The organism is Rhodopseudomonas pseudopalustris (genome assembly GCF_900110435.1).
Classification (GTDB): Bacteria; Pseudomonadota; Alphaproteobacteria; order Rhizobiales; family Xanthobacteraceae; genus Rhodopseudomonas; species Rhodopseudomonas pseudopalustris.
This window is the reverse complement of sequence record NZ_FODT01000008.1, coordinates 147,477-172,796: the sequence shown is the minus strand read 5'-3', so window position 1 is coordinate 172,796 and position 25,320 is coordinate 147,477. Positions and strand designations below refer to the sequence as shown.

The following is a 25,320-nucleotide window of genomic DNA, read 5'->3' as shown; positions in this document are numbered from 1 at the left end:
ACTGTTCCATACACCGTCATTCCGGGGCGCATGCCGGCAGGCATGCGAACCCGGAATCTCGAGATTCCGGGTTCTACGATCACGCACCTGCGGTGCGTGCTGGCCGCCCCGGAATGACATTGCGTGTGGGAACCGTCCGTGCGCGATTAGGTCTCGAATCCGACGAACACCGCGGCTTCGTCGACCAACTTGCGTTCCGACACCACCGCGTTTGCGGGAAAATCGTCATCCGGCCAGCCCAGCGCGATGCTCTTCATGATGATCTGATCGTCGGCGATGCCGGCGTGTTCGCGCACCACCGGCGACTGCATGATGCCCTGGCTGTTGATCACGGCGCCCAGCCCGCGCGACCATGCGGCATTGACCAGCGCATTCGCCACCGCGCCGCAATCGAACGGCGTGTCGTCGCTGCCGTCCAGCACGCGGTCATAGGTCACGATCACGCAGACCGGCGCGTCGAATTGACGGAAGCCGCGCAGCACCCAGTCCTGCCGCGCATCCTTGTCGTCGCGCGCGATCCCCATGGCGGAGAATAATTGCTTGGCGACGCCGACCTGCCGGTCGCGGTGCTGGCCTGCAAACGGCTGCCCAATGCGGAATTCGCGCGACTGCGGGACGCCGGCCACCATCCGCTCGGTGTTGCCGGCGCGGATCCGATCCAGCGGTTCGCCGGTGACGACGTAGAAATTCCACGGCTGGCTGTTCATCGACGACGGCGCGCGCATCGCCAAAGTAATGATCTCCTCGATCAACGCCCTGGGGACCGGATCGGGTTTGTAACCGCGGATGCTGCGTCGACCGAGAATCACGTCATCAAACTGCATCTGTCTAAGCTTCCCCCGGATGGTTTCTGAATTGGCCCGGATATTCGCGGTTTCCCCATCGGCACGCAAGGCAGGCGTAACGCTGCTATTCCGCGTGACGGGAGCACTGCGCAGCGGCGCGCGCGCAGCCGACATGCTAGACTCGTGCGGGCATGACAGGCGCAATGGCCGGGACATCATCAATGCGACGCTTCTCCACGATACCGAACAACGCGTCGGCCACGCGCCGAAGTCAGCGGCTCGCCTCGGTCGCGGCAATCGCCTTCGTTGCAGCGGCATTGCTGATCGCCGCGCCGCCCGCGCGCGCCGACGCTGTCGAGGTCGCGCCGGGCGTGCAGGTGACGCGCAAGACCTATTCGGCGCCGGTCAATCAGCAGCCGTTCTTCGGCTTTGCCGCCAAGACGCCCGAGCAGCGCGCCGCCGACGAGAAATTCGTCAGCGCTCTCGTCGCGGCGACCGGCTCGCGGCAGAAGGCGTTCGAGGAGACCAGCCTGCGCGGTTGGCGCGCGATCAGCAAGGGCAATGCCTCCGAAGCCGCGCTCCGCTTCAACCAGGCCTATCTGCTGGCGCCGGACGAGAGCGCCGTCTATCACGGCTTCGCAATCGTCGCGATGATGCGCTTCAACGACATCGACTACGCCGACGAATTGTTCAAACGCGCGCGCAAGCAGCCGCATCCGCTGAAGCCGCTGCTGGCCGATCACGGCCGTGCGCTGCTGATCGCCAAGCGCCCGCAGGAGGCGCGCGCGGTGCTGGAGCAGGCGATCGCGGATACGCCCGATCTCGCCGACGCGTGGTCGAATCTCGGCTTCGCGCGGTTGCAGGCCGGCGATGCCGCCGCCGCCTGCGCCGCGGCCGATGAGGCCGGCAAGCGCAAGCCCTCCAGCAACGTCGCCAGCGATCTCGCGCTGCTGCGCAACACCGCGCAATGCAAGTAACGACGCCGGGGAACCCGGCCGTCGTTGTGAGGTTTCAGAACGCCGCGCGATCGAGTGCGGCCTTGTCGTGCAGCGAGAACAGCGGACCGTCGTAGAGAAAGGAGCGCTGGTGGATCACGATGCGGTCCGCCTCGACGCTGACATGCGAGTAGTCCGGCGCTTCGTGCGAGCCGGGGATATGGCCCTCGGCGACCAGATCGAACGCGACCTGATGCGCCAGCGCGCGCTGGATGTGGAACGGGATGCCGCGCCAGACGCCGGCGATCGGCCGGTGCAGATGGCCCATGAACAAATAGTCGGGCCGCCGCGTCCGGGCGATCACGTCCCATTCGGCCTCCGGATTGGCGAGCCGGATCGTGTCCATGTAGCGCAGCCCGGTGTCGAACGGCGGGTGATGCTGGAACAGCAGCAGCGGCCGGTCGGTCGGCGCCGAGCTCAGCGCGTGCGCGAGGAAATCCAGCCGGGCGTCGCACAGAAGCCCCTCGTGATTGGGCGCGGCTTCGTTCAGCGTGTCGAGCGTCACGATGGTGGCGGCGTCGAACACCTGCATGGTCTGGAAGAAGCCGCCGGCATCGTGCGCGGCGCCGGGGAAGTAACGCGAAAAACCGTCACGCTTGTCGTGATTGCCCATCAGCAGCAAGGTCGGCGCGCGCAATTCGCCGAGCACGGCGGCGAGCGCGTCATAGGCGGCGTCCTCGCCCCAATGCGCGAGATCGCCGGTGACGATCACGAATGCGATCTCGGGATGGTCACGGTTGATGCAGGCGATCGCCGCGCGCAACCGTTCGGCGGGATCGAGCCCGTAGATGCGGCGGCCGGCCGCGACGAAATGAGTGTCGGTCAGGATGACGAACTTCATCGGATCATGGTCTCCCGGTTCCAGGCTTTGTCGTCGGGCGAGCCTTCCACCCCGGCGTCGTCTGATGGATATCGCTGAGCTCGATCAGTTTCATGGCGTCCTCGTGAAATGAAAGCGGAGCGGGCTGGCCCGCTCCGCTCAAATCGTTGCGTGTCAGCGCGCGGCGCCGACCGATTTCGGCAGTAGTTTCTGGACGTCCTTCGTCATGTCGGCGAGCACCGCCTCGGGCTCCTTGGCCCGCGCGCCGTTGACGATCGAGTTGAGGTGGTCCTTGATCACGTCGGTGATCTTCAGGCCGTTGTCGCCGGGGAACGCGTACCATTTGGTCAACAGGGCGAGCTGGCTGACCGCGGTGTAGTTGTTCGGGTTCTTCGCGTAGAAGTCCGTCAGATAGACGTCGTTGGCGAGCTTGTTCGGCGGCATGTAGCCGGTGGTCTCCGCCATGATCGCGGCGCCCTTCGGCCCGGTCCAGAACTTCACGACTTCCCAGGCAGCGTCACGCTTGGCCTTGTCCTTGGCGGTGATCAGCACCACGTTGCCGCCGGCCGGCAGCCGGCCGTTCGGCGTCACCACGTCCGGGAAAGTGTGGGTCTTCAGCGCGAACTTGCCGGCGATCATCTGCGTGGTCTTGTTGAGATCGGAGGTCGAGGTGATGTGGATGCCGGTCTTGCCCGCCGCGAAGGTCGCGCGCATCGACGGCTGGTCGAGGTTCGGCATGCCGCCCTCGGTGACCAGGCGAGCGATCTGTTTCATCGCGAACTGGCCTTCCGGACCGTCGAACGCCACCCTGGTCTCGTCGGCGTTCAGCATGCTGCCGCCGCGGGAGAACACCGGCGCCTGCCACAGCCAGTTGCCGGTGATGTCCCAGGCATAGGTGATGCCATTGGTTTCCGGACCCAGCGCCTTGATCTTCTTGGCCAGATCGATCAGGCCGTCCCAGCTCGTCGGCAGATTGTTCGGATCGCCGCCGGCCTGTTTCACCAGATCGAGGTTGACGTAGACGATCGGCAGCGAGATCGCGAACGGCAGCGCGTAGACCTTTCCGCTGGCGGTGCCGATGTCGTACATCGCCTGATGGAAGCCCTGCTTGTCGAAGTCCTTTTCGGCGGCGATGTAGCCGTCGAGCTCGGCTGGAATGTTCTTGTCGACCAGCACGCGAACGCGGTTCAGGCCCTGGAAGGTGACGTCGGGGAGCTGATTGGTGACGGACTCGCGCAGAATCTTCTGGGTGCCTTCCTCGTAGGATTCATAGGGCGCGCGCAGCGTGACCTTGATCTCCGGGCGCATCTTGGCGAATTCGGCTGCGATCTGCTTGTGGGTCTCGGTGAACAGCTCGGGATAGGGATATTGCAGCACGACTTCGGTCTGCGTCTGCGCGTGGGCAACACCGGCGGCGAGCGAGAAGGCCGCCGCCACCATCCAGTTTCGTAGCATCGATAGATCTCCTTGTGTGAGAGGGACGTGGTTACTTGAGGCCGGTGAAGGTGATGCCTTCGATGAAGCGGCGCTGCGCGAGCAGAAAGGCGATCACCAGCGGGGTGATGATCACCAGCGCCGCCGCCATCAGCGGGCCGTAATTGGTTCCGGCCTCGGCGTTGCGGAAATGCGCCACCGCGAGCGGCGGTGTGTAGAATTGCTGGCTGTTGAGCACGATCAGCGGCCAGAAATAGTCGTTCCAGTGCGCCACCACCGAGAAGATGCCGAAGGCGGTGACCGCCGGCAGCGCGGTCGGCAGCATCACCCGCCAGACGATGCCGAATTCGGAGATGCCGTCCATCCGCGCCGCGTCGATCAGATCGTCGGGCACGGTCATGAAGAACTGCCGCATCAGGAAGATGCCGAACACCGAGATGGTGAAGGGCAGTACCAATGCTGCGTAGCTGTCGAGCGCGCCGATCTGGTGCAGTAGCAGGAACACCGGGATCGCGGTGGCCTGCGGCGGGATCAGGATGCCGAACAGCACCAGCGCGAACAGCGTCTTGCGACCGACGAAGCGCAGCTTGGCCAGCGCATAGGCCGCCGGCAGCGCGATCAGCAGCTGCAGCACGAAGATCGACACCGTGACGATCAGGCCGTTGAGCAGGAACCGGCCGAGATCGGCCTTGGCGAAGGCTTCACGCAGATTCTCCCACAGCGCGAAATGATGCGGGATCAGATGCACGTCGCTGGAGTAGATTTCCGACGGCGGCTTCGACGCGGTCGAGATCATCCAGATGAACGGCGTCAGCACGATCAGTGCTCCGCACAGCAGCACGGCATGGCGCAGCATCGCCCAGGGGTTCGGTCTGATGGAGGTGATCATGAGGTGTGGACCTGTCGGGCGGCGAGGCGGGCCTTGACCAGGGTCAGCGCCAGCACGAACACCAGGAACACCACGGTCAGCGCTGCGGCGTAGCCGGAGCGGAAGAACTCGAAGCCTTCCATGTACATGGTGTGGATGAGCACGTCGGTGGATTTCGACGGCCCGCCCTTGGTCAGGACGTGGACGGTGTCGAACACCTGAAACGAACGGATGCCGGTGATGACGACGACGAACACCGTGACCGGTCCGAGCAACGGCCACGTCACCAGCCGGAACCGCGACCACGCGCTGCCGGCGCCGTCGATCTCGGCGGCGTCGTAGAGCGATTTCGGGATCGATACCAGGCCGGCGAGGAACAGCACCATGTTGAAGCCGAGCGCCTGCCAGATCCCGATCACGCACAGCGACAACAGCGCCGTATCGCGATCCTGCAGCCAGCTATGCGCGGGCAGGCCGACGCTGCGCAGTAGCCCGTTCACCAGCCCGAACTGCGGATGCAGCATGAACTCCCAGACGATCGCCATCGCGATCAGCGTCGCCATCACCGGCAGGAAATACACGGTGCGATAGAAGCCGCGCAGCCCGTCGCCGCTCTGGATCAGCAACGCGACGCCGAGGCCGAGGCCGACCGCGCCCGGCACCACGATCACCACATAGGTCAGCGTGTTGGTCAGCGAGATCCAGAACACTTTGTCGGCGACCATCTCCTGATAGTTGGCGAGCCCGGTCCAGGCGAACGACGGCGCGCCGAGCTGATAGTCGGTGAACGACAGCGCGATCACGCCGGCGAGCGGCCCGAGCAGCATCAACAGCATCAGCACGAAAGCCGGCCCGACCAGCCCGTAGGCGGCGGCGTTGCGCAGTCGCGGCCGGTGGCGGGCGACGGCGGTCGGCGCGGGGCGGGCGAGCGTGATCGGGCCGAGCGTAGAGGCGACGTCAGACAACCGCCACCTCCCGCGCGCGCTGCGGCGCTGCCGTAAGCCGGGTCTCGATCCGCTTGCCGGCGGCGTCGAACAGCCGCACGGCGTCGGGCGCGAAGCCGAACCGCGCGCTGCTGCCGAGCGGCGGCAGTTGCCGGACATCGCCGATCCGCGCCAGCACCGGGGTCGCGAGGCCGTCGACGCCGAGATGCACGAAGGCCTCGGCGCCCATGTTCTCGACATGCACTACGGCGCCGCAGAATGCGCCGGCGCCGAGTTCGATCCGCTCGGGGCGGACGCCGGCGCGGCAGGGACGCGCGAGACCGGAGCCGGCGAGGCCGAGCGGGTACCCCAGCATTTCGACCTGACCATCGGCGCGGAGATGGCCCGGCAAAATGTTGATCTTCGGGCTGCCGACGAACTCGGCGACGCGGATGTCGCGCGGGTCGTCATAGACTTCGGCTGGACGGCCGACCTGCACCAATTCGCCGCCGATCATCACCGCAATCCGGCCGGACATCGTCATCGCCTCGGCCTGATCGTGGGTGACGTAGACGAAGGTGGTGCCGAGCCGGCGATGCAGCTGGGCGATTTCGGCGCGCATGTGCACGCGCAGCTTGGCGTCGAGATTCGACAGCGGCTCGTCGAACAGAAACGCCACCGGTTGGCGCACGATCGCGCGGCCGACCGCGACCCGCTGGCGCTGCCCGCCGGAGAGCTGCCCGGGCTTGCGCTTCAGAAAGGCCGACAGTTCGAGCTGGTCGGTGACGCGTTCGACTTCGCCGCGGATTTCGCGCTCAACGCGGTGGCGGTTCGGCAGCAGCCGGCCGAGCACCGGCATCCGCTCGAGCGTCGACAGCCGCTTCATCCGCAGCGGCACTGCGATGTTGTCGTAGACGCTGAGATGCGGATACAGCGCGTAGGATTGGAACACCATCGCGAGATTGCGCTGGCTCGGCCGCACGCCATCGACGGGCCGGCCGCCGATCCGCACTTCGCCGGTGCTCTGCTGTTCGAGTCCGGCAATGATCCGCAGTAACGTCGATTTGCCGCAGCCGGACGGCCCGACCAGCGAGACGAATTCGCCGTCCTCGATCGCCAGATCGACGCCCTTCAACACGTCCGTGGTGTCGAAAGATTTTCGGATCGCGTTGAGTTCGATCCTTGCCATGCCGCCGTGCTCCTCGATTGAGATCGATGTGCACGTGGCTAAGGCCGGCCTCTGACAGTCACATAACGGTCAACAGCTTCTCTTATGGTTCTCGCGAGATTTTCTTGCGAAGCTCGCGGCGTTGTCGCGGAGTCGATCGCAGGGCCGGAGAGGGCGGGGCGTTGCCGGCATGGCGCTGACATCGGCGCGGATGCGCGCAGTGAACGCGGTGTTCGAGACCGGCAGCTTCGCCGCGGCCGCGCGCCACATCGGCGTGTCGCAATCGGCGATCGCCCAATTGGTCCGCGAGCTGGAGGCCGAATTCGATGTGGCGCTGTTCGAACGCCACGGCGCCAGTCTGATCCCGACTGCATTGTGCCGCCAGCTCTACGGCGCCACCAGCAAGATACAGGCGGTCGAGGCCGACGCGTTGTCGATCCTGCAGCAGCGCGGCGAACCGGCGGGCGGCGAGCTCCGCGTCGGCCTCGGCAATTCGATGCCCGGCATGGCGCTGATCGCGGCGTTCAAGCGGCTGTATCCCAAGGTGCAGATCGCGATCGAGATCGGCAGCTGGTCGGCGATCGTCGCCGCGGTGGTCGAGCAGCGCGTCGATATCGGCGTGCTGCCCGAAGTGCCGGCGGACACCCGCTTCCGCCGCGAGATCTGTCTGCAGCAGCGCGTAGTCGCGCTGTGCCATCCCGGCCATCCGCTGCAGCGGCGCAAGCAGGTCGCGATCGCCGAACTAGCGCACTATCCGCTGGTGTTCCGGTCGCGCGATTCCTCGACGCAGCGCACCGTCGACCGCGCCTTTCGCGAGAAAGGCTTGCGTCCGGCGCCGTCGCTGATCGTCAACACCCGCGAAGGGATGCTCGAAGCCGTCGCCAATCAGCTCGGCATCGGTTTCATGTGGGAGCAGGGCTCCAGCCGGCGCGACGGCATCGCGCGAATCCCGGTGCCGGAGCTGGATGCGGAAGTGCCGGAATGCATCTTCGCGCTCGCCGGCAAGAAGGGCCGCCTGGTCGAACTGTTCTTCCTGGCGCGTGGCACGCCCGACATCGCGTGACCGGCGCGCGCCTCTGCGCTCAGTGTCTGTCCGATCTCAGTGTTTGTCGGACGCATGTTTCGGCTGCACCGACCATGCCGCCGGTTCGTCGTTGGTGTCGGCTTTAGCGGCTGCCGCCGTGGCCTGCACCTTGCCGGGCGCGTGGTGGGCAGGCGCATAGATCGTATAGACCTGCATCGGCGTCACCCCGATATTGGTGACGTTGTGCCACGTCCCTGCCGGAACGAGGACGCACCAACCATCCGAAACGTCCTTTTCAAAAGTCAGCCTGTCCTTCGCGGCGCCCATCTGCACGCGACCGTTACCGGCGTCGAGGCGCAGGAACTGATCGGTTTCCGGATGCGCTTCAAGGCCGATCTCCCCGCCGGGCGGGATCGACATCAGTGTCACTTGCAGATAGCGCCCGCTCCAGGCGACGGTGCGGTAGTTGTTATTGTCCTTGGTTGCTCGTTCAATGTCGAACGATTGCGGCTGTGGCCCAACGTCCTGGATTGTCTCGACAATGTTGCTCACGACGTGGCTCCTCGAGCTTCCCTGCGAGCACGTCTCGCACCGGTAGGACAGGGGCAAGCTATTGTGATGGGAACAGTTCCGCACCATCACGCCCGCGTCGTCGCATTTCGACGGTCCGGTCCATGGCGGTGTCGACCGCCTACGAGCGGACGCGGCGCATCCACGCGCCGTTGTCGCTAGCGTTCTGCTAACGGCCCATCTGGTTTCTCAGCGAGGTGAGGCCGAGGATCGCCTGCTGGGCGTTGTCGAGATAGCGCCCTTTGAAATAGACCGCATCGATCACTGCGCCGAGCGCAAACAGAAGTGCAAATACCACAAGGCCACGCATTTCAATCAATTCCAACCTCGCCGAAATGTCGCGAAAAATCGGCGCGCGGCGAATAGCGATAGACTACAACGTCGCGGGCGGGACGAAAAGCCGCGACTGTCTGCCCAGATTGTCGCACCGCGAGCGCACTTACCGTCAATGCCCGGGAGTTATTTGGGAGGCGCGGTGTCTCGCGATAGATCGGCTCTCGGAGATGGAGGAGAAGGTTAACGATGAAGTCGTTCCGCAAGGAGCTTTGGTTCGAAACTCCCGGCCGCCGAGCGTTCATCAACATCACCCGCGAGGTCGAGGCCGCGTTGAAGCAAAGCGGCGTGCGCGAAGGCTTGGTGCTGGTCAACGCCATGCACATCACCGCCTCGGTGTTCATCAATGACGACGAGAGTGGCCTGCATGCCGACTACGAGCTGTGGCTGGAAAGACTGGCGCCGCACGAACCGGTCTCCGGCTATCGTCACAACCGCACCGGCGAGGACAATGCCGACGCGCATATGAAACGTCAGGTGATGGGCCGCGAAGTCGTCGTCGCGATCACCGAGGGCAAGCTCGACTTCGGCCCGTGGGAGCAGATCTTCTACGGCGAGTTCGACGGCGGCCGCCGCAAGCGCGTGCTGGTCAAGATCATCGGCGAGTAGTTGCAGGGCGTCGGGCGCGGTGGCCGCAGGCGTCACACGCTGGCCGGCGGTGGATGAGTTGGCGGATGATGCTGCGCTGATCGGCTCTACGGCTATGAGCTACGGCAGGCTGGTCTCAAACCGACGGCAGGCTCGCGCCGGCTGCATGGTCGATCGCGTAGAGCCATGAACCGTCGGCCTGCCGGCGGATCACTTCGGCCGTGCTGCCCGATGCGATGATAGTTGCGCCGTCGCGCAAGACGAAATCGGCGCGCAGAAGCGCCATATCACCGAGAACGACGCAGAAATTATTCTTGGACACCATGGTTCCCGGCGCTTGCAGCAGCTTGGCGAGCTCGCGGCCGATCGCCTCGAGACCGGCGGCGCGTTCACCGCTTCCATCCACCAGCAGAATTGCATTCGGCTCGTACAGCGAAACGAGGTTTTCGAGTGTCCTGCTGTTGAACGCTCGCGCGAATGTCTCGTTCATCTCGCTCGGCGTGTAGACCTTGAACATTGCCATCTCCTGCACAATCGTTCATGAGCCTAATCACATGCCGTTTGTACTATCCAAATGGAAAGGATCGGGGATGTACCCGGATTCCGAAAGCGCTGTTCTCGACACGCCGTCGCCGCGTCACCCGACAGAGTGTCCGGTCGAGGATTGGCTGTCGTTCCTCGGCCATCGGTGGAACGCGCTGATTCTCTGGCACCTTTCGACAGGCGCGAAACGGTTCTCCGAGATCATGGCGCTGTTGCCCGGCATCACGCCCAAGGTGATGACCGACAGATTGGAGCTGCTGGTCGAGCGAGAGCTCGTCTCCCGCTCGTCACAGAATACATTCCCGCGCGTGACCGCCTACCAGCTGACAGAATCCGGAAACGCCATCGTGAGTATCCTCGACCAGATCGAGCGCTGGACGAAGAGAGACAAGTAGAGGCTGCGGCGCGCTCTCGCCGGGTTGTTCAGGGCCGAAGGAGCTGTCGCGATCCCGTTGGAGGGCGCTGAGTGCGGCCCGTAGGGCGGCGCGGCCGGTTCAGGCGATCCGGCCGACTGGTCTCAGCTGCAATACTGCTTGAACTCCGGCGCCGGTTCGCGGTCCGAATAGATGTAGAGCATGATTCCGTTCGGGTCGCTGATGGCGAAGCCGCGGTCCCCCCACGGATGATCCTCGATCGGCATCACCGGATCGACATTCAGCGCCGCCAGCCGGCGATACTCCTCATCGACATCGGCGACGCAGAAATTATAGGTCAGCCCCGCCGTCGCGCAGGTCGGCTGGTCGCCTTGCGGCTGCATGAATTGCAGCGTCACGCCGTCCGCCAATGCCAGATTGACATACCAGCCGCAATCGAAGGTGATCCGCGCGTTGAATATTGTTTGGTAGAACTCACGGGTTTCCGCGATGAGCTGGGTGGTGATGCAGGGGGATGCAGATTTCGGATGCACGATTGTCTCCGGCAGGATTGTTTGAGGTGTAGGCGGCGTGGATGGCGGTCGCAGGCTGCGGGCCGGGCCAGCGCGATGAGGTCTCTGGAGGGCGGCTCGCTGCTGCGGAGGTTATAGGCGAGGCCGGGTTGTTGTTACACATTTGTCGGTGTCGGAGCGGTCGCACGGCGAATGTCGCGTTTTCCGCGCGACGGGCTTTCGCGTTGCCGTGTGAGACGGATACCGGCTCGGACGAGGAAAGCGCACGTCAGATCGAGCGGCTGAGCTTCGGTTCGGAGGCGTTCACAACCGGAAAACCGCAATCTGGCACAACATGAGAAACAGCGAGGTGATCGGAGGTGCACCGTAAGATGGCGCGACGCATGTCAGCTGATTCGCGCTTTATGTCGACGACGACGATCCAACCTCGAGTTCAAGCAGAACAGCGCCAGTGCCCGTTGCCTCGAGTTTGTCGGCCGGGTTGCGCAACGGGCAGTCTGTCATCGACAGGCATCCACAGCCGATACAGCTATCCATTTGATCGCGCAGCTGAGTCAGGCGAACTATTCGCTCGTTGAGCATCTCGCGCCATTTGCTCGACAATAACTTCCAATCCTGCGCCGTCACCACGCGGTCGAGCGGTATATCCTTCAATGCAGTCGCAATCTCGGAGAGGGAAATACCCGCTCGTTGTGCGACTTTGATGATCGCCACCCGCCGCAGTGTGTCCCGTGTGTATCGTCGCTGGTTACCGGCGTTTCGCCAGCCTGCGATGAGTCCTTTGCCTTCGTAAAAGTGGATCGTCGATACCGCGACGCCGCTTCGTCTGGCGACCTCGCCAACCGTGAGCGGACGTTTAACATCGAGCATCTGAGGCGACATTATCTTCTTGACCTCAACTAAGGTTGAGGTTCTATAGCGCGTGTCGGCTTGCGCAAGCAAGTTCCTGGTTCGCGACCGCGGACGAGGCATCCCTGGTGGAGCCGACATGGCAATGACGATAGAGACCACCCGGCACCGGGTCGGTGCGGGCAGGCCCTTGGCGATCACCATCGTCGCGATCGGCGTGGGATTTGCGCTCATCTTTGCGTGGCGACTGATGCGCCAGCCTGCGGTCAGCACAGGCGCATCCGCCCCGATCTCGGCGCCCCTCATGACAGTCAGCACCGAGAATGTGCCGCAGTCGCTCGAGGCGGTCGGCACGCTCGAGGCTGTTCGGCAAGTGACTCTGGCGGCGGAAGTCTCCGGTCGCGTTGTGGCGCTGAGTTTCGACGCGGGGGAAACGGTGGCGGCCGGCCGCACTCTCATTCAGCTCTACGATGCGCCTGAGCGTGCTGATCTGGCTGCAGCGCAGGCACGGGTCGACTTTGCAAAGCATGAATTCGATCGTTCTCAGGCGTTAGCTCCGAGCGGCTCTGAGCCGGTACGGATCTTTCAGCAGCGCAGGGCTGAGCTCGCCCAAGCACGTGCGGCGACCGAACAAATTGAAGCGCGCATCGCGCAGAAGGCGGTGCGGGCACCGTTTGCGGGTGTGATCGGGCTGCGGAAGGTGAATCTCGGTCAGTACATCAATGCTGGGGATCGGCTTGCGACGATCACGGATCTCGATCTGCTGTATGTCAATTTCACCGTGCCGCAGCAGCGGCTGGGGGAACTGGCTGTGGGCGCTCGCGTCACACTCGTAAGCGATGCGGTGCCTGGCCGTGAATTCATTGCGCGCATGAACGCGATCGAGCCTCAGGTCGGTGTCGATACCCGCAATGTTCAGGCGCAGGCGATCCTCGACAACCGCGACCACGTCTTGCGACCGGGTCTCTACGGGACGGTGCGAATGACGCTCCCGGCGTTGTCGAATGCGATCACTGTGCCCACGACGGCCATCATCACATCGCCCTCGGGCGATACCGTCCTCGTCGTGCGTGACGACGTGGCGTACTCGGTGTCCGTGATCACGGGAGCGCGTATCGGCGACAGGGTCGTCGTCGCGCGCGGACTGGTCGCCGGCGACCGCGTGATCACCGCCGGCCAATTGCGCGTTCAACCCGGTGTCCGTGTGGCGGCGGCGCGCTGATGGCCTTCACCGACATCTTCATCCGGCGGCCGATTCTTTCGGTCGTCGTCAGCGCGCTGATTTTGCTGGCCGGGCTCGCCTCGGTCTTTTCGCTGCCCGTGCGCCAGTATCCGCGCCTCGAAAGCGCGACGATCATCGTCGATACGGGGTTTCCCGGCGCGACCCAGGACGTGATGCAGGGGTTTGTCACGACTCCCATCGCACAGGCGATCGCGACCGCGAGCGGGATCGAATATCTCACCTCCATTTCGACGCAGGGCCGCAGCCAGATCAAGGCGAAGCTGGTGCTGAACGCCAATGCCGATCGTGCGCTGACCGAGGTTCTCGCCAAGGTCCAGCAGGTCAAATATCGCCTGCCCACAGGCGTCAACGATCCCGTGATCACCAAGGTCACCGACGGCGCATCGGCGGTCCAGTATATCTCGTTCGCGAGCGACAGCCTGTCGGTGCCGCAGATCACCGACTTCGCGTCGCGCGTTGCCCAGCCGCTGCTGACCTCCGTGCCGGGCGTCGCGGCGGTCGATCTCACGGGCGGACAGACGCTCGCGATGCGCATCTGGATCGACCCGGTCCGCATCGCTGCGCGCGGCCTGACCGCCGGCGATGTCGCGGCGGCGCTCCGCGCCAACAATGTGCAGGCCGCGCCTGGTCAGCTTAAGGACGGAGACACAGTCACCAACATCACCGCGCAGACCGAGCTGAAGGACGTCGATGCCTTCCGCACCATGGTGGTGAAGACCGGCACCGATGGCATCGTCCGGCTTGGCGACATCGCAGAGGTGGAGGTGGGCGGACAAAACACAAATGCGATCTCACTTGCCGATGGCAAGCGCGCCGTCATTATTGGGATCTCGCCAACGCCCGACGGCAATCCCCTTGAAATCGTCAGGGCGGCGAACACGCTGATCCCGCAGATTCAACGGGTCGCTCCGCCGGGTTTGGAGGTCAAAAGCACCTTCGACGTCGCGACGTTCGTCAACGCCGCGATCGACGAAGTGCAACACGCCCTGCTGGAAGCCGCCCTCATCGTCGTGATCGTGATCTTCCTGTTCCTCGGCTCGCTCCGCGCCGTGGTCATCCCGATCGTTACAATCCCGCTCTCCTTGATCGGGACGGCCGCACTGATGTTGATGTTCGGCTTTTCGCTCAATTTGCTGACGTTGCTTGCGATGGTGCTGGCGATCGGTCTGGTGGTCGATGACGCGATCGTCGTCGTGGAGAACATTCACCGCCATATCGAGGAAGGGCTGCCTCCGATCCAGGCCGCCCTGGTCGGCGCGCGCGAGATCGTGCGACCGGTGCTGACGATGATGATCACGCTGGCGGCGGTCTATGCGCCGATCGGGCTGATGGGAGGCCTCACCGGCGCACTGTTCCGCGAGTTCGCGCTGACGCTGGCGGGATCGGTGGTGCTGTCGAGCATGGTGGCCTTGACGCTGTCGCCCATGATGAGCGCGCGGCTGCTGAACGCGAAGATCGGTGAAGGGCGGATCGCGCGCACGATCGAGCATCGGCTGAACCAGCTGTCCGATGCCTATGGGCGAACCTTGCAGCGTTCGCTTGAGATGCGGCCGGTGGTGTTGACGATCGCCGGTGCGGTCACGGCGGCGATCATTGTCCTGTTCTCCGGCGCGGCGCGCGAACTCGCGCCGCAGGAGGATCAGGGGTATGTCTATGTCGCAAGCCGAGCGCCGCAATATGCGAGCGTCGATTACACGGCTGCTGCAACCCAGAAGATCGAGCGGCTGTTCCGGACGCTGCCTGATTATGCGGGAAGCTTTTTCGCCAATGGCACCGACGGTCAGAACAACGCCTTCGGTGGCATCCTGCTGCGTGACTGGTCGAAGCGCACCGATACAGCCGACGCGGTTCAGGGGAAGCTCTATGCCGGCGGGGCAAACGTCACCGCGGTGTCGGTGTCGTCGTTCCAGCCCGCGCCGCTGCCGGCCTCCAGCGGCGGCCTGCCGTTCCAGCTCGTCCTGCGTTCGCCGGTGGATTTCGCATCGATCCACCAGCAGATGGAGGCGCTGAAGGCGGCGGCGCGCGACACCAGATTATTCGCGTTCGTCGATAGTGACCTCGCCTTCGACAGCCCCCAGGCGCGCATCAATATAGACCGCGCCAAAGCGGGTGAGGTCGGCGTCACGATGGACGCGATCGCGCAGACCTTGGCGGTTCTCGTGGGAGAGAACTACGTCAACCGCTTCAACTATTTCGACAGATCCTATGATGTGATCCCGCAGGTCCGGCAGCAGGACCGGCTGACTCCGGACGCGCTGGGGCGCTTCTACGTTCGCGCTCGAAACGGCGCGCTGATCCCGCTCGCGACGGTGGTATCGATCGACGTCCAGCCCGCCGCCAATCGGCTGCCCCAGTTCAACCAGACGAACGCGGCGACGATGTCCGGCGTGCTGGCGCCCGGCGTCACCATGGGGCAGGCGGTGAAGGCCATGGAGGGGCAGAAGCTGGCGCCCGGCACGAGGATCGACTGGCTTTCGGATAGTCGGCAATATGTCACCGAGGGCGATCGCCTCACGGTCTCATTCGGCTTCGCGCTGATCGTGATCTTTCTCGTGCTCGCGGCGCAGTTCGAAAGCTTGCGCGATCCCCTGGTGATCCTGGTGACGGTCCCGCTCGCGATCAGCGGCGCGCTGCTGCCGCTGTATCTCGGCTACGCGACACTCAACATCTATACCCAGATCGGTCTCGTCACGCTGATCGGGTTGATCTCGAAGCACGGCATCTTGATGGTGTCGTTCGCCAACGATATCCAGCGCGCAGAGGGTGTCGCGCGCGCGGAGGCGATATTGCGCTCGGCGAAGGTGCGGATGCGGCCGATCCTGATGACGACTGCGGCGATGGTCGCGGGGCTCGTGCCGTTGATCTTCGCCAGCGGCGCCGGCGCCGCCAGCCGATTCTCGATCGGCATCGTCGTTGTGACCGGCATGCTCGTCGGCACGATGTTCACTCTGTTCATCCTGCCAACGATTTACACGCTGATTGCAGACGACCATCGCGCCGACGAGCATGTCTCGTGAGGCAGTTTTTCCTCGCGTCGCTCATTCTGGCGCTTGCCTGTGGTGCCTGCACGGTCGGGCCCGATGACGGATGCCAACGATATCTCGCAAACTAACGGCGCCGTTCGTGTCGACGGCGCCGGGCGGGATCGCCGGACGACCCGTCGTTAAACCGCCGAGGGCGAAGTGCGGTGGACGAGTTGGCGGATGCCGCTGCGCTCTTCAGCCCTGCGGGCTTGGTGGCTACGCAACTCATGCTGGCCGATTCCACACGATCGGGGGAACGATTGTGCATTTCGCGCGGGTTGCACGATACGATGGGGCCTCGTGCGGAGGCGGGGCGGAGGACGGCCACCTCGATGGCTTGAAGCTGTGGCGGATCAGGCGCGCAGCCCTCGCCAATCTGCCCTTTGCGCTTATCGAACATGTGTTGTTTGGCAGATGGCCCAACGTGTGCCGCTTCTCAGTCGCTGGCGGTCCAGGGATCGATCACGGTCAGGCCTGCGGCGTTGAACGCACTCGCGTCGCGCGACGCCACGGCGAAGCCGTGCGCGGCGGCGATCGCGGCGATATAGCCGTCGGCGTGGGGAAGCCCTTTCCGGCCGCGCGCGCCTTGACGGCGAGATCGGCATAGTGCCGCGCCGCAGGCGTATCGAACGGCAGAATACGGGCGGCAAACAGGTCCAACACATCGTCGAGCGCAGCGCCCAAGGCGTTCTTGCGCTTTCCGGCCGGCAAGGCGCTAATGCCGAACAGAAGTTCGGCGACGGTGATGCTGGACAGGAACAACGTCTCGGCCGACTGGGCATCGAGCCATTCGCGCACCCGGGGGTGCGGTTCGCGCGTCATTGCTTCTGAGACGACGTTGGTGTCCAGCACGATCATTCGACGCGTCCGGTCATTCAAACTTCATAGGCTCGGCAGGACGCGTATCTCGGACCTGTTCGATGGCTTCGATATCAGCATTGGTGATGTCGTATTTCTGCCCGATCTCCCGCAAAGTCGTGCCGAGCAGCAAGCGGCCTTCGGGGCGGACAGCGGCCTCCAGAATGGCGCGCATCTCCGCTTCCGCGCTGCGATTATGCTGCGCCGCGCGGACCTTCAGGGCGCGATGCGCCTCCTCGGAGAGGTTGCGAATGGTGACGGCGACCATGATAGCGTCCTCCGTGAAATGACTGCGACGCTATCAAAATAGGAAAAATGATAGCGTTTTTCAATGGTGATGCCAGCCCTCCCGTCCGTGCCACCGAACCTCTTGGGCGGGATGCCGAGCTCTGTTCGCTTCGTCGGCGAGGTTGTCTAGGGCGCCGTTGCCGGGGCAGCCGCTCGGGCGGATTAGCCGAAGGCGGTACCGCCGATCGGTGAAAGCTTCGGGGCAATCGACATGACTTTCAAGAAGCTGTGGCTGGTCCGCAAGCCCGACAGGGGACAGATCAAGCTCCGCGAAGGCGGCTATTACATCTACACCGCGCCGAAGGCCGCGGGAGTGGATTCATTCCAATTGCGTGTCTGCGGGACTACCAATGCGCAGGATGGATACGCCGACCTGCAATTTTCCGTCCAGGTCGATTAGTTCGAGGTTGGGATCGTGGGTAGGCCGGAGGCGTAACCCGCCATTGTGACGCTTCGGCCGGTGCAGTGGATGAGTCGGCGGACACCGCTGCGGTGATCGCGGTATGCCGGTCGTTGATATCGGGGAAGAGTAAACGCACTGCCACGTCGACCACCCGGCGAATCGCGAAGTGGAGATCCATCGGATTGTTCGACTGCATCGCGCCGCCTCGATCGAGCGATCGGACTCACTCTTTATCGAGTTGGCAACGTCTTGATCCAGGTCAATGTCATTCCATTCCGAAGCGTTGAGTCTTGTATTCGGGTGATCTTGTTGATCACCTCCCTTTGACTTGTAGCCTTGGTCCTGATGTACCAAGGCTGTTTTTTGCCGTCAGCCAGGCGCCGAAAACAGGCGCGCTCGGCGTCGTCGACGACGATCATTCAACGAGAAAGCCACTATGCAGCTCCCGGCGGGAAGCGTGCATGGTTCAGCATGAGACGGAATAATCTACCGAAAGGGAGACGATGCGCCATGGACCCATATGATCACCAGAACCTCTTTGCCAAAATACTTCGTGGCGAGATTCCGTGTCACAAAATCTGTGAGGACGAGCAGACGCTGGCGTTTATGGACATCATGCCCCGCTCGCCAGGTCACGCCCTGGTTATTCCAAAATGTGCAGCGCGCGGAATCCTCGACATCAGTGCGGATGCCTTCGCCCAAGTGGCGCGTACGAGCAAGAGGGTCGCGATGGCGGCGGTGGCGGCCTTTGGCGCGGATGGAGTCGTAATCCAACAATTCAGCGAGCCGGCCAGCGGGCAGGTCATCCTCCACCTTCACATGCATGTCATGCCGGTAACGGCGGGAGTCGAGTTGCTTCCGGCGCAATCACGGCGAGAAGATAATACGATCCTTGAGGAGCATACCGCGCGGATGATCGTCGCGCTGGGGAGCGTGCCCGTCTCGTAACGCAACTGGTTTGCGGCCGAGGCACTTTGGCGCTCTGCGCATAATTCGCGCATGTGGAAGTCATTATCGCAAAAGTAATCTGACGTCACGTCGAGCTGACAGTGGAGGCAATGATGTCACGGTCATGGCCGAAGCCATTTGGGAAAATCATCTCATAGGCGCGATATATTGCGCCGCACCATCATGGCGGATACTTCAGCTAATCCGCTGCTAATTCACGAACTAGACAATGGTAGCGGTTGACCAGGCGGGCGTCCACTCCCAACGATCAGTTGGAAAATAAGAAAAATGCCTGACTGTCATGTGCCAAAAACATGGTGCAAGGCATCAGTGTTAAATCAGCCGTCACAAATGGGACGCCTAGGAGGAAATATGGCCGACAATAAGCTCATCTTCACTCGCAGAACCGCGCTCAAGACCGGGCTTGCCGGCGTCGCCGCGCTGGCGACGCCGACGTTCTTCATCCGCGACGCCTGGGCGGATGATTTCTGCAACATGCCGAAGGGCAAGGAAGTCACGTTCGGCTTCAACGTGCCGCAGTCCGGTGCCTATGCCGACGAAGGCATGGACGAACTCAAGGCCTATCAGCTCGCCGTCAAGCACCTCAATGGTGAGGGCGACGGTGGCATGCTCAAGACCATGAAGCCGCTGGCGCTGAAGGGCAACGGCGTGCTCGGCAAGAAGGTCGCCTACGTCTCCGGCGACACCCAGACCAAGGCCGATCAGGCGCGCGCCACCGCCAAGCGCATGATCGAGAAGGACGGCGCGATCATGATCACCGGCGGCTCCTCGTCCGCCGAAGCAGTCGCTGTGCAGTCGCTGTGCCAGGACGTCGGCGTGATCTTCATGGCCGGCTTGACCCATTCCAACGACACCACCGGCAAGGACAAGCGCGCCTACGGCTTCCGTCACTTCTTCAACGCCCACATGTCGGGCGTGGCGCTCGGTCCGGTGCTGGCCGAAGCCTATGGCAAGGACCGTGCGGCGTACCACCTGACCGCCGACTACACCTGGGGCTGGACCCAGGAAGAGTCGATGAAGGAGGCGACCGAAAAGCAGGGCTGGAAGACCGTCAAGGCCGTCCGCACCCCGCTCGGCGCTGCCGACTTCTCGCAGTACATCACCCCGGTGCTGAATTCCGGCGCCGACGTGCTGATCCTGAACCACTACGGCAAGGACATGATCAACTCCTTGACCCAGGCGGTGCAGTTCGGCCTGCGCGACAAGATGGCGAACGGCAAGAAGTTCGAAATCGTCGTGCCGCTGTTCTCCGAACTGATGGCGCAGGGCGCCGGCGATGCGATCAAGGGCATTTACGGCACCGCCAACTGGGACTGGAAGCTGGAAGACGCAGCTACCAGCGCCTTCACCAAGTCGTTCGGTGCGGCCTACGGCACGCCGCCGTCCCAGGCGGCTCAGACCTGCTACGTTCAGGCGCTCCTCTACGCCGACGCCTGCGAGCGGGCCGGCAGCTTCAACCCGTCTGCCGTGATCAAGGCGCTGGAAGGCTTCGAGTTCGACGGCATGGGCAACGGCAAGACGCTGTACCGCGCCGCCGACCATCAGTGCTTCAAGGACGTGCTGGTCGTGCAGGGCAAGGACAAGCCCAAGGACAAGTTCGACCTGCTCGAGGTCCGGAAGATCGTGCCTGCGTCGCAGGTCACCTACGATCCGAGCATCTTCGGCGGCGAGCTCGGCTCCAAGGACGCCAAGAAGTGCGGGTAATCTGACCTTGTCGGATTTGCCGCAAGCAATTCGGTAGGCCTGACTCCTATTCCGGTCGGTTGCGTCCCAGCGGCGCAGCCGGCCGGCTGTGTCTTGCGAGGGTTGCGGTCGTCACGACATGGCGGCGCTCGTACGGCAGGTACCTGTTTCGGGGTGACGAGATACTCGTCGCCGGACGATTTCGTGGACACGCGCCCCGCGCGTGGCTCGATGGGAGATTGACGACGCATGGACGCCATTTTTCTGCAGATCCTGAACGGCCTCGACAAAGGAGGAGCCTATGCGCTGATCGCGCTCGGGCTGACCCTCGCTTTCGGCACGCTCGGCGTGGTGAACTTCGCGCACGGCGCGCTGTTCATGCTCGGCGCGTTCTGCGCCGTGGTGTTCAACAAGCTGCTCACGCTGGAAATCATCCGCGTCGATCCGACCAAGATGACCCCCTGGGGGTCGCCGCTGGAGGTCAAAACGCCCTACGTCCAGGCGATGCTCGGCGACTGGGGCAAATTCCTGATCGACTACTCGGTGCCGGCGTCGATCCTGCTTGCGATTCCGGTGATGCTGCTGATCGGCATCATCATCGAGCGCGGCCTGATCCGGTTCTTCTACAAGCGCCCGCATGCCGACCAGATTCTCGTGACTTTCGGCCTCGCCATCGTGCTGCAGGAGATCGTCAAGCACTTCTTCGGCGCCAATCCGATCGCGCAGTCCGCGCCGCAAGTCTTCTCTGGCAGCCTGCAGTTGACCGAGGCGATCGTCTATCCGTACTGGCGCATCGTTTATCTGGCGTTCTCGCTGGCGGTGATCGCGATGGTGTTCGCCTTCCTGCAGCTCACCACCTTCGGCATGGTGGTGCGCGCCGGCATGCAGGACCGCGAGACGGTCGGCCTGCTCGGCATCAACATCGAGCGCCGTTTCACCATCGTGTTCGGTCTTGCGGCGGTGGTCGCGGGGCTCGCCGGGGTGATGTACACGCCGATCGTTCCGCCTGACTATCACATGGGAATGGATTTTCTGGTGCTGTCCTTCGTCGTCGTCGTGGTCGGCGGCATGGGATCGCTGCCCGGCGCGGTGCTGGCCGGCTTCATGCTCGGCATCCTGCAGTCCTTCGCCTCGATGAACGAGGTCAAGAGCCTGGTGCCCGGAATCGATCAGATCATCATCTATCTGGTCGCCGTCGTGATCTTGCTGGTGCGCCCGCGCGGTTTGCTGGGGCGCAAAGGCGTGATGGAAAGCTGATCAGATGAAGCACACCTCCAAACTCGCCGACATCGCCCTCCTGGTCGGCTTCGCAATCGTGGTGGCGCTCGGGCCGGTGATCTTCACCCCGATCGGCGCCGGCTATCCCGACCTGCTGCAGAAGTTCGCGATCTACGGCATCTTCGCGATCGGCTTCAACATCCTGTTCGGTCTCACCGGCTATCTGTCGTTCGGCCACGCCGCGTTTCTCGGCGTCGGCTCCTACGCCGCGGTGTGGTCGTTCAAGCTCTTGTCGATGGACCTGCTGCCGGCGGTAGCGTTCTCCGTCATCCTCGCAGGCTTGCTGGCGCTGGCGATCGGCTTCATCAGCCTGAGGCGTTCGGGTATCTACTTCTCGATCCTGACGCTGGCCTTCGCGCAGATGTGCTATAACATGGCCTATTCGGTGCTGACGCCGATCACCAATGGCGAGACCGGATTGCGCGTGCTGCGCCAGGATCCGCGCCATCTCGACGCCATGCTCGGTTACGTGTCGCCGACGCCGTCGCTGCTCGGCCTGCCGATCACCGGCTGGACCGGTTTCTACATTTGCGGCGCGGTGCTGGTGGCTGCGTTCGGCGTGTCGATCGCGATTTTCCGTTCGCCGTTCGGCATGACGCTGCGTGCGATCAAGTCGAACCAGAACCGGATGGGCTACACCGGCTATCATACGCGGCCGTATCTGCTGTCGGCCTTCGTGATTTCCGGCATGTTCGCCGGCCTGGCCGGCGCGTTGCTGGCAGCGACCGATCCGCTGGTGGGCGCCGAGCGCATGCAGTGGACCGCGTCGGGCGAGGTGGTGCTGATGACCATTCTCGGCGGCTCCGGCACGTTGCTCGGCCCGGTGCTCGGCACCGGCCTGATCAAGTATTTCGAGAACATCTTCTCGGCCTACAACGAGCAGCAGCTCCAGCTCATCTTTGCCTTCCTTCCCGACGCCGTCCGCGACGGCGTGGTGAAGACCGCCAGCCTGTTCGTCGGCGAAGGCTGGCAACTCACCCTCGGCCTGCTGTTCATGGCGGTGGTGTGCTTCCTGCCCGGCGGCATCATGGAAGGCATCAACCGGTTGCTCGGCCTCAAGCACACGCCGAAGGTCAAGTCGCTCGGCGACTCGCCGCAGCGCGACGGTCTCGGCGAAATGGTGATCGAGGAGATGCCGGCGAGTCACGGCGCGTCGGAGGCTGGAAAGAAGGCCGCTGAGAACAAGGCCGCCGAGAAGAAGAGGGCCGTTGCGCCATGACTGCGACCAACAACATCGTCCTGCACATCGACCACGTCCACAAGACCTTCGCGGGCCTGCATGCGCTGGCCGATGTGAACCTGGATATCCGCGAGGGCGAAACCCACGCCATCATCGGGCCCAACGGCGCCGGCAAGTCGACGCTGCTCAACGTCTGCGTCGGCGTGCTGCCGCCGACCCAGGGCAAGGTGATGTTCCACGGCACCGAGCTGACCGGGCTGCGCCCCTACGAGATCAACCAGCTCGGCGTGGCGCGGGTGTTCCAGACGCCGGAGATCTTCGGCGATCTCACCGTGCTCGAGAACGTGATGATGGCGATGCTGTCGCATCGCGACGGCGCATTCCGGCTCAAGCTGGTGTCGCGGTTCGACGAGCAGGGCGAGATCGGCCAGCGCGCCATCCAGGCGCTGCGTGAGCGCGGGCTGGGCGAGCATCTGTATCATCTCGGCGGTGCGCTTTCGCGCGGAGACAAGCGCCGGCTCGAGATGGTGATCGGGCTGGTGCAGAAGCCGAAGCTGTTGTTGCTCGACGAGCCGACCGCCGGCATGGCGCGCGCCGACACCAATGCAACCATCGATATCCTGCGGCAGATCAAGGATTCGGGGATGACCATCGTCATCATCGAGCACGACATGCACGTGGTGTTTTCGCTCGCCGACCGCATCACGGTGCTGGCCGGCGGACGCGTGATCGCGCAGGGCGTGCCCGACGAGATCAAGGGCAATCCCAAGGTGATCGAGGCCTATCTCGGCGAGGAACAGGTATGAGCACGAAGACAGTCGAGCGCTCCCACGCGGGCCATACCGAGGCCGAGCCGTTCTTTTCCTGCCGTGACCTCAATTCCTATTACGGCGACAGCTACATCGTGCAGAACGTCTCGTTCTCGCTCAACAAGGGCGAGATCCTGGCGCTGCTCGGCCGCAACGGCGCCGGCAAGACCTCGACGCTGCGCTCGATTGCGCGCGCCTCCTCGCCGGAGCTGCACTCGGGCGAGGTGATCCTCGACGGCGTCAAGCTGCATGGCAAGCCGAACTATTTCGCGGCGCAGGCCGGCATCCAGCTGGTGCAGGAAGATCGCCGCATCATTCCCGGCATGACGGTGGAGCAGAACCTGCAACTGGCGATCATATCGGGTAGCGTCGGCTGGCCGTTCGAGCGCATTTACGAGCTGTTTCCTCGGCTCGCCGAACGGCGCAAGCAGGAAGGCGTGACGATGTCGGGCGGCGAGCAGCAGATGCTGGCGATCGCCCGCGCGCTGGCGCGCGACCTCAAGCTGCTGCTGCTGGACGAGCCCTATGAAGGCCTCGCCCCGGTGGTGCGCCACGACATCGCCAAGGCGCTTCGGGAAGTGCGTGCCGCCGGCATCACCAGCATCATCGTCGAGCAGAACGCCGTCGCGGCGCTGGAATTGTCCGACCGCGCCGTGATCCTCGATACCGGCGAGGTCGTGTTCGACGGTGCCGCCAAGGAGGTCCTCGAAAGTGAGGATTTGCGCCACAGATATCTAGCCATCTAGGAGAAGTAAGAGACTCGTAGCCCGCATGAGCGCAGCGATATGCGGGGCGGCGTCGGATAGTGTGATCCCGGGTATCGCTTCGCTCACCCGGGCTACGCTTGCTAAATGGTGCCGCACGAGAGTGTCGACAGAACGAAATCGGCGCGAGCTATCGCCGAGGTTTTTGGCAAGGTGACGGCTTCGTATCCCAACGCCGGTATGGCCGTCGCAAGCCGTTGATACTCGACGAGGCTCGCCTCGAATTCGTGTTGGCGCTCGCCATCCGTTACATAAATTTCGGGCCAAGGCGGGGCCATGAAGACACGCCGATGATATCGATGGGCCGCGCAAAGCCTTTTCAGTGCATCATCGCCCGTCACGGCATCCAGCGCCGATGCCGCATCGATCAGCCCACGGTCGAAAAAGACCCAACCCGAAAGCGCTCGTGCCGCCTGTCTGTCAGCCAGCGTCATCTCGATCGCTCTCCGCGCGAACGCTGCCGGATCGACCCACGGGAGCGCCTTTTGGTCGCCTGCCAATTCCTCGCATACGATGCGCCGTCCGGGCTCTTCGACGACATGGTGTCCGCGCGCGCGTAGCTCGGCCAGCAGAGTGGACTTTCCGCCTCCCGAGCAGCCGGAAAGCAGAACGAAGTTATCGTGCAATGTAGATTCCTGCAGCTCGAGGACGAGAACGCCAAGCTAAGCGGATCGTCGCGGACCTAAATACGTCGCCTGGCTGATCCCCGCCTTCGGCATCTCCGCAATCGGCGTACCAACCTCCGCCTGCCGCAGAACGAAAGCGATCTGCACCTCGGCAAACTTCGATGCCTTCATCACTCCGCTCCTTCCCAGCCGGAGGAAGTCTAGCGGAAAAACTCTTGCCAGCAATGGTCCAGACTCGTAGCCCGCATGAGCGCGGCGTGTGACGCGCCAGTTCGTATGGCACTTACGGGATTGCCCAGAACTTCCCGGAAGAACATGAGATCGTCAGCACTTTCAATGGATTGAGCGCACTCTAGGCGAACCTACCGAGCGAGACGCCGCGCCAATTCGAATGGCACCGGCCGCCGGTG

General features: G+C 63.6%; 27 protein-coding genes and 1 pseudogene. 13 read left to right on the top strand and 15 right to left on the bottom strand.

Going from position 1 to position 25,320, the window contains the following annotated elements; all coding sequences use genetic code 11:
• Positions 1-146 precede the first annotated feature (146 nt).
• A complete protein-coding gene (locus tag BMY71_RS16890) occupies positions 147-824 on the bottom strand; it encodes a nitroreductase (protein WP_092685289.1) in 678 nt (225 codons plus the stop codon).
• 182 nt (positions 825-1,006) lie between these two features.
• Here BMY71_RS16890 and BMY71_RS16885 point away from each other — a divergent pair, with 182 nt between their 5' ends.
• Entirely contained in the window at positions 1,007-1,762 is a 756-nt protein-coding gene (locus BMY71_RS16885) for a tetratricopeptide repeat protein (protein WP_092685287.1), read from the top strand.
• A gap of 34 nt (positions 1,763-1,796) precedes the next feature.
• Here BMY71_RS16885 and BMY71_RS16880 read toward each other — a convergent pair whose 3' ends face one another.
• From BMY71_RS16880 to BMY71_RS16860, 5 genes are all read right to left on the bottom strand, one after another.
• On the bottom strand, positions 1,797-2,621 hold the full coding sequence (locus tag BMY71_RS16880; protein WP_092685285.1) for a phosphodiesterase: 825 nt from the start codon (positions 2,619-2,621) through the stop codon (positions 1,797-1,799).
• A gap of 153 nt (positions 2,622-2,774) precedes the next feature.
• Complete coding sequence (locus BMY71_RS16875) at positions 2,775-4,055, bottom strand: ABC transporter substrate-binding protein (RefSeq protein ID WP_092685283.1); 1,281 nt, start codon at positions 4,053-4,055, stop codon at positions 2,775-2,777.
• Positions 4,056-4,086: 31 nt separating this feature from the next.
• Positions 4,087-4,923: a carbohydrate ABC transporter permease gene (locus tag BMY71_RS16870; protein ID WP_175557698.1), complete on the bottom strand. Its 837-nt coding sequence runs from the start codon at positions 4,921-4,923 to the stop codon at positions 4,087-4,089.
• Positions 4,920-5,867 (bottom strand): carbohydrate ABC transporter permease, encoded by a 948-nt coding sequence (locus tag BMY71_RS16865; protein ID WP_092685281.1) that lies wholly within the window; start codon positions 5,865-5,867, stop codon positions 4,920-4,922. Before BMY71_RS16865 ends, BMY71_RS16870 begins: the two co-directional genes overlap by 4 nt.
• Positions 5,860-7,014, bottom strand: a complete 1,155-nt coding sequence (locus BMY71_RS16860) for an ABC transporter ATP-binding protein (protein ID WP_092685279.1) — start codon at positions 7,012-7,014, stop codon at positions 5,860-5,862. The genes BMY71_RS16865 and BMY71_RS16860 overlap by 8 nt, the downstream gene beginning before the upstream one ends.
• 169 nt (positions 7,015-7,183) lie before the next feature.
• On the opposite strand from BMY71_RS16860, the gene BMY71_RS16855 reads away from it, so the two are divergent.
• The gene (locus BMY71_RS16855) at positions 7,184-8,056 is read left to right on the top strand and encodes a LysR family transcriptional regulator (RefSeq protein WP_092685278.1); all 873 of its coding nucleotides are present in this window, start codon (positions 7,184-7,186) and stop codon (positions 8,054-8,056) included.
• 36 nt (positions 8,057-8,092) lie between these two features.
• On the opposite strand, the gene BMY71_RS16850 is transcribed toward BMY71_RS16855, so the two are convergent.
• Both BMY71_RS16850 and BMY71_RS24955 read right to left on the bottom strand, forming a co-directional pair.
• A complete protein-coding gene (locus tag BMY71_RS16850) occupies positions 8,093-8,569 on the bottom strand; it encodes a cupin domain-containing protein (protein WP_092685276.1) in 477 nt (158 codons plus the stop codon).
• A gap of 187 nt (positions 8,570-8,756) precedes the next feature.
• Positions 8,757-8,897 (bottom strand): hypothetical protein, encoded by a 141-nt coding sequence (locus BMY71_RS24955; RefSeq protein WP_175557697.1) that lies wholly within the window; start codon positions 8,895-8,897, stop codon positions 8,757-8,759.
• Between the two features lie 212 nt (positions 8,898-9,109).
• On the opposite strand from BMY71_RS24955, the gene BMY71_RS16845 reads away from it, so the two are divergent.
• Positions 9,110-9,529, top strand: coding sequence for a secondary thiamine-phosphate synthase enzyme YjbQ (locus tag BMY71_RS16845; protein ID WP_092685274.1), 420 nt, complete (start codon positions 9,110-9,112; stop codon positions 9,527-9,529).
• 115 nt (positions 9,530-9,644) lie between these two features.
• Here the strand turns inward: BMY71_RS16845 and BMY71_RS16840 are convergent, their stop codons facing one another.
• Positions 9,645-10,025 carry a YybH family protein gene (locus BMY71_RS16840; RefSeq protein ID WP_092685272.1) on the bottom strand — a complete coding sequence of 127 codons (381 nt, stop codon included), beginning with the start codon at positions 10,023-10,025 and terminating at the stop codon, positions 9,645-9,647.
• On the opposite strand from BMY71_RS16840, the gene BMY71_RS16835 reads away from it, so the two are divergent.
• Positions 10,018-10,446: a winged helix-turn-helix transcriptional regulator gene (locus BMY71_RS16835; RefSeq protein WP_244526085.1), complete on the top strand. Its 429-nt coding sequence runs from the start codon at positions 10,018-10,020 to the stop codon at positions 10,444-10,446. The two genes, BMY71_RS16840 and BMY71_RS16835, sit on opposite strands and share 8 nt — an antisense overlap.
• 122 nt (positions 10,447-10,568) lie before the next feature.
• On the opposite strand, the gene BMY71_RS16830 is transcribed toward BMY71_RS16835, so the two are convergent.
• Together BMY71_RS16830 and soxR are read right to left on the bottom strand one after the other, a co-directional pair.
• On the bottom strand, positions 10,569-10,958 hold the full coding sequence (locus BMY71_RS16830; protein WP_092685268.1) for a VOC family protein: 390 nt from the start codon (positions 10,956-10,958) through the stop codon (positions 10,569-10,571).
• Between the two features lie 381 nt (positions 10,959-11,339).
• Positions 11,340-11,819, bottom strand: coding sequence for a redox-sensitive transcriptional activator SoxR (gene soxR, locus BMY71_RS16825; RefSeq protein WP_175557696.1), 480 nt, complete (start codon positions 11,817-11,819; stop codon positions 11,340-11,342).
• 157 nt (positions 11,820-11,976) lie between these two features.
• Between soxR and BMY71_RS16820 the strand changes: the two genes are divergently transcribed.
• Positions 11,977-13,008, top strand: coding sequence for an efflux RND transporter periplasmic adaptor subunit (locus tag BMY71_RS16820; protein WP_244526084.1), 1,032 nt, complete (start codon positions 11,977-11,979; stop codon positions 13,006-13,008).
• Positions 13,008-16,046, top strand: coding sequence for an efflux RND transporter permease subunit (locus tag BMY71_RS16815; RefSeq protein ID WP_092685264.1), 3,039 nt, complete (start codon positions 13,008-13,010; stop codon positions 16,044-16,046). Before BMY71_RS16820 ends, BMY71_RS16815 begins: the two co-directional genes overlap by 1 nt.
• 442 nt (positions 16,047-16,488) lie before the next feature.
• Here the strand turns inward: BMY71_RS16815 and BMY71_RS16810 are convergent.
• A pseudogene (locus BMY71_RS16810) lies at positions 16,489-16,910 on the bottom strand (PIN domain-containing protein).
• Positions 16,911-16,923: 13 nt separating this feature from the next.
• Positions 16,924-17,178 (bottom strand): FitA-like ribbon-helix-helix domain-containing protein, encoded by a 255-nt coding sequence (locus tag BMY71_RS16805; RefSeq protein ID WP_011503537.1) that lies wholly within the window; start codon positions 17,176-17,178, stop codon positions 16,924-16,926.
• A 231-nt stretch (positions 17,179-17,409) separates the two neighbouring features.
• Between BMY71_RS16805 and BMY71_RS16800 the strand changes: the two genes are divergently transcribed.
• The 7 genes from BMY71_RS16800 to BMY71_RS16770 all read left to right on the top strand — a co-directional run bounded on the left by BMY71_RS16800 (position 17,410) and on the right by BMY71_RS16770 (position 24,266).
• Entirely contained in the window at positions 17,410-17,598 is a 189-nt protein-coding gene (locus BMY71_RS16800) for a hypothetical protein (protein ID WP_092685262.1), read from the top strand.
• Between the two features lie 513 nt (positions 17,599-18,111).
• Entirely contained in the window at positions 18,112-18,549 is a 438-nt protein-coding gene (locus BMY71_RS16795) for an HIT domain-containing protein (RefSeq protein ID WP_092685260.1), read from the top strand.
• 372 nt (positions 18,550-18,921) lie between these two features.
• Complete coding sequence (locus tag BMY71_RS16790; RefSeq protein ID WP_092685259.1) at positions 18,922-20,274, top strand: substrate-binding protein; 1,353 nt, start codon at positions 18,922-18,924, stop codon at positions 20,272-20,274.
• Positions 20,275-20,502: 228 nt separating this feature from the next.
• Complete coding sequence (locus BMY71_RS16785) at positions 20,503-21,510, top strand: branched-chain amino acid ABC transporter permease (RefSeq protein WP_011503534.1); 1,008 nt, start codon at positions 20,503-20,505, stop codon at positions 21,508-21,510.
• A gap of 4 nt (positions 21,511-21,514) precedes the next feature.
• A complete protein-coding gene (locus BMY71_RS16780; RefSeq protein WP_092685257.1) occupies positions 21,515-22,750 on the top strand; it encodes a branched-chain amino acid ABC transporter permease in 1,236 nt (411 codons plus the stop codon).
• The gene (locus BMY71_RS16775) at positions 22,747-23,517 is read left to right on the top strand and encodes an ABC transporter ATP-binding protein (protein WP_011503532.1); all 771 of its coding nucleotides are present in this window, start codon (positions 22,747-22,749) and stop codon (positions 23,515-23,517) included. Before BMY71_RS16780 ends, BMY71_RS16775 begins: the two co-directional genes overlap by 4 nt.
• Entirely contained in the window at positions 23,514-24,266 is a 753-nt protein-coding gene (locus tag BMY71_RS16770; RefSeq protein WP_011503531.1) for an ABC transporter ATP-binding protein, read from the top strand. The genes BMY71_RS16775 and BMY71_RS16770 overlap by 4 nt, the downstream gene beginning before the upstream one ends.
• Positions 24,267-24,367: 101 nt before the next feature.
• Here the strand turns inward: BMY71_RS16770 and BMY71_RS16765 are convergent, their stop codons facing one another.
• Both BMY71_RS16765 and BMY71_RS25315 read right to left on the bottom strand, forming a co-directional pair.
• Positions 24,368-24,910, bottom strand: a complete 543-nt coding sequence (locus BMY71_RS16765) for an AAA family ATPase (protein WP_244526083.1) — start codon at positions 24,908-24,910, stop codon at positions 24,368-24,370.
• Between the two features lie 36 nt (positions 24,911-24,946).
• Positions 24,947-25,081 carry a hypothetical protein gene (locus tag BMY71_RS25315; RefSeq protein WP_430715340.1) on the bottom strand — a complete coding sequence of 45 codons (135 nt, stop codon included), beginning with the start codon at positions 25,079-25,081 and terminating at the stop codon, positions 24,947-24,949.
• Positions 25,082-25,320: the final 239 nt, after the last annotated feature.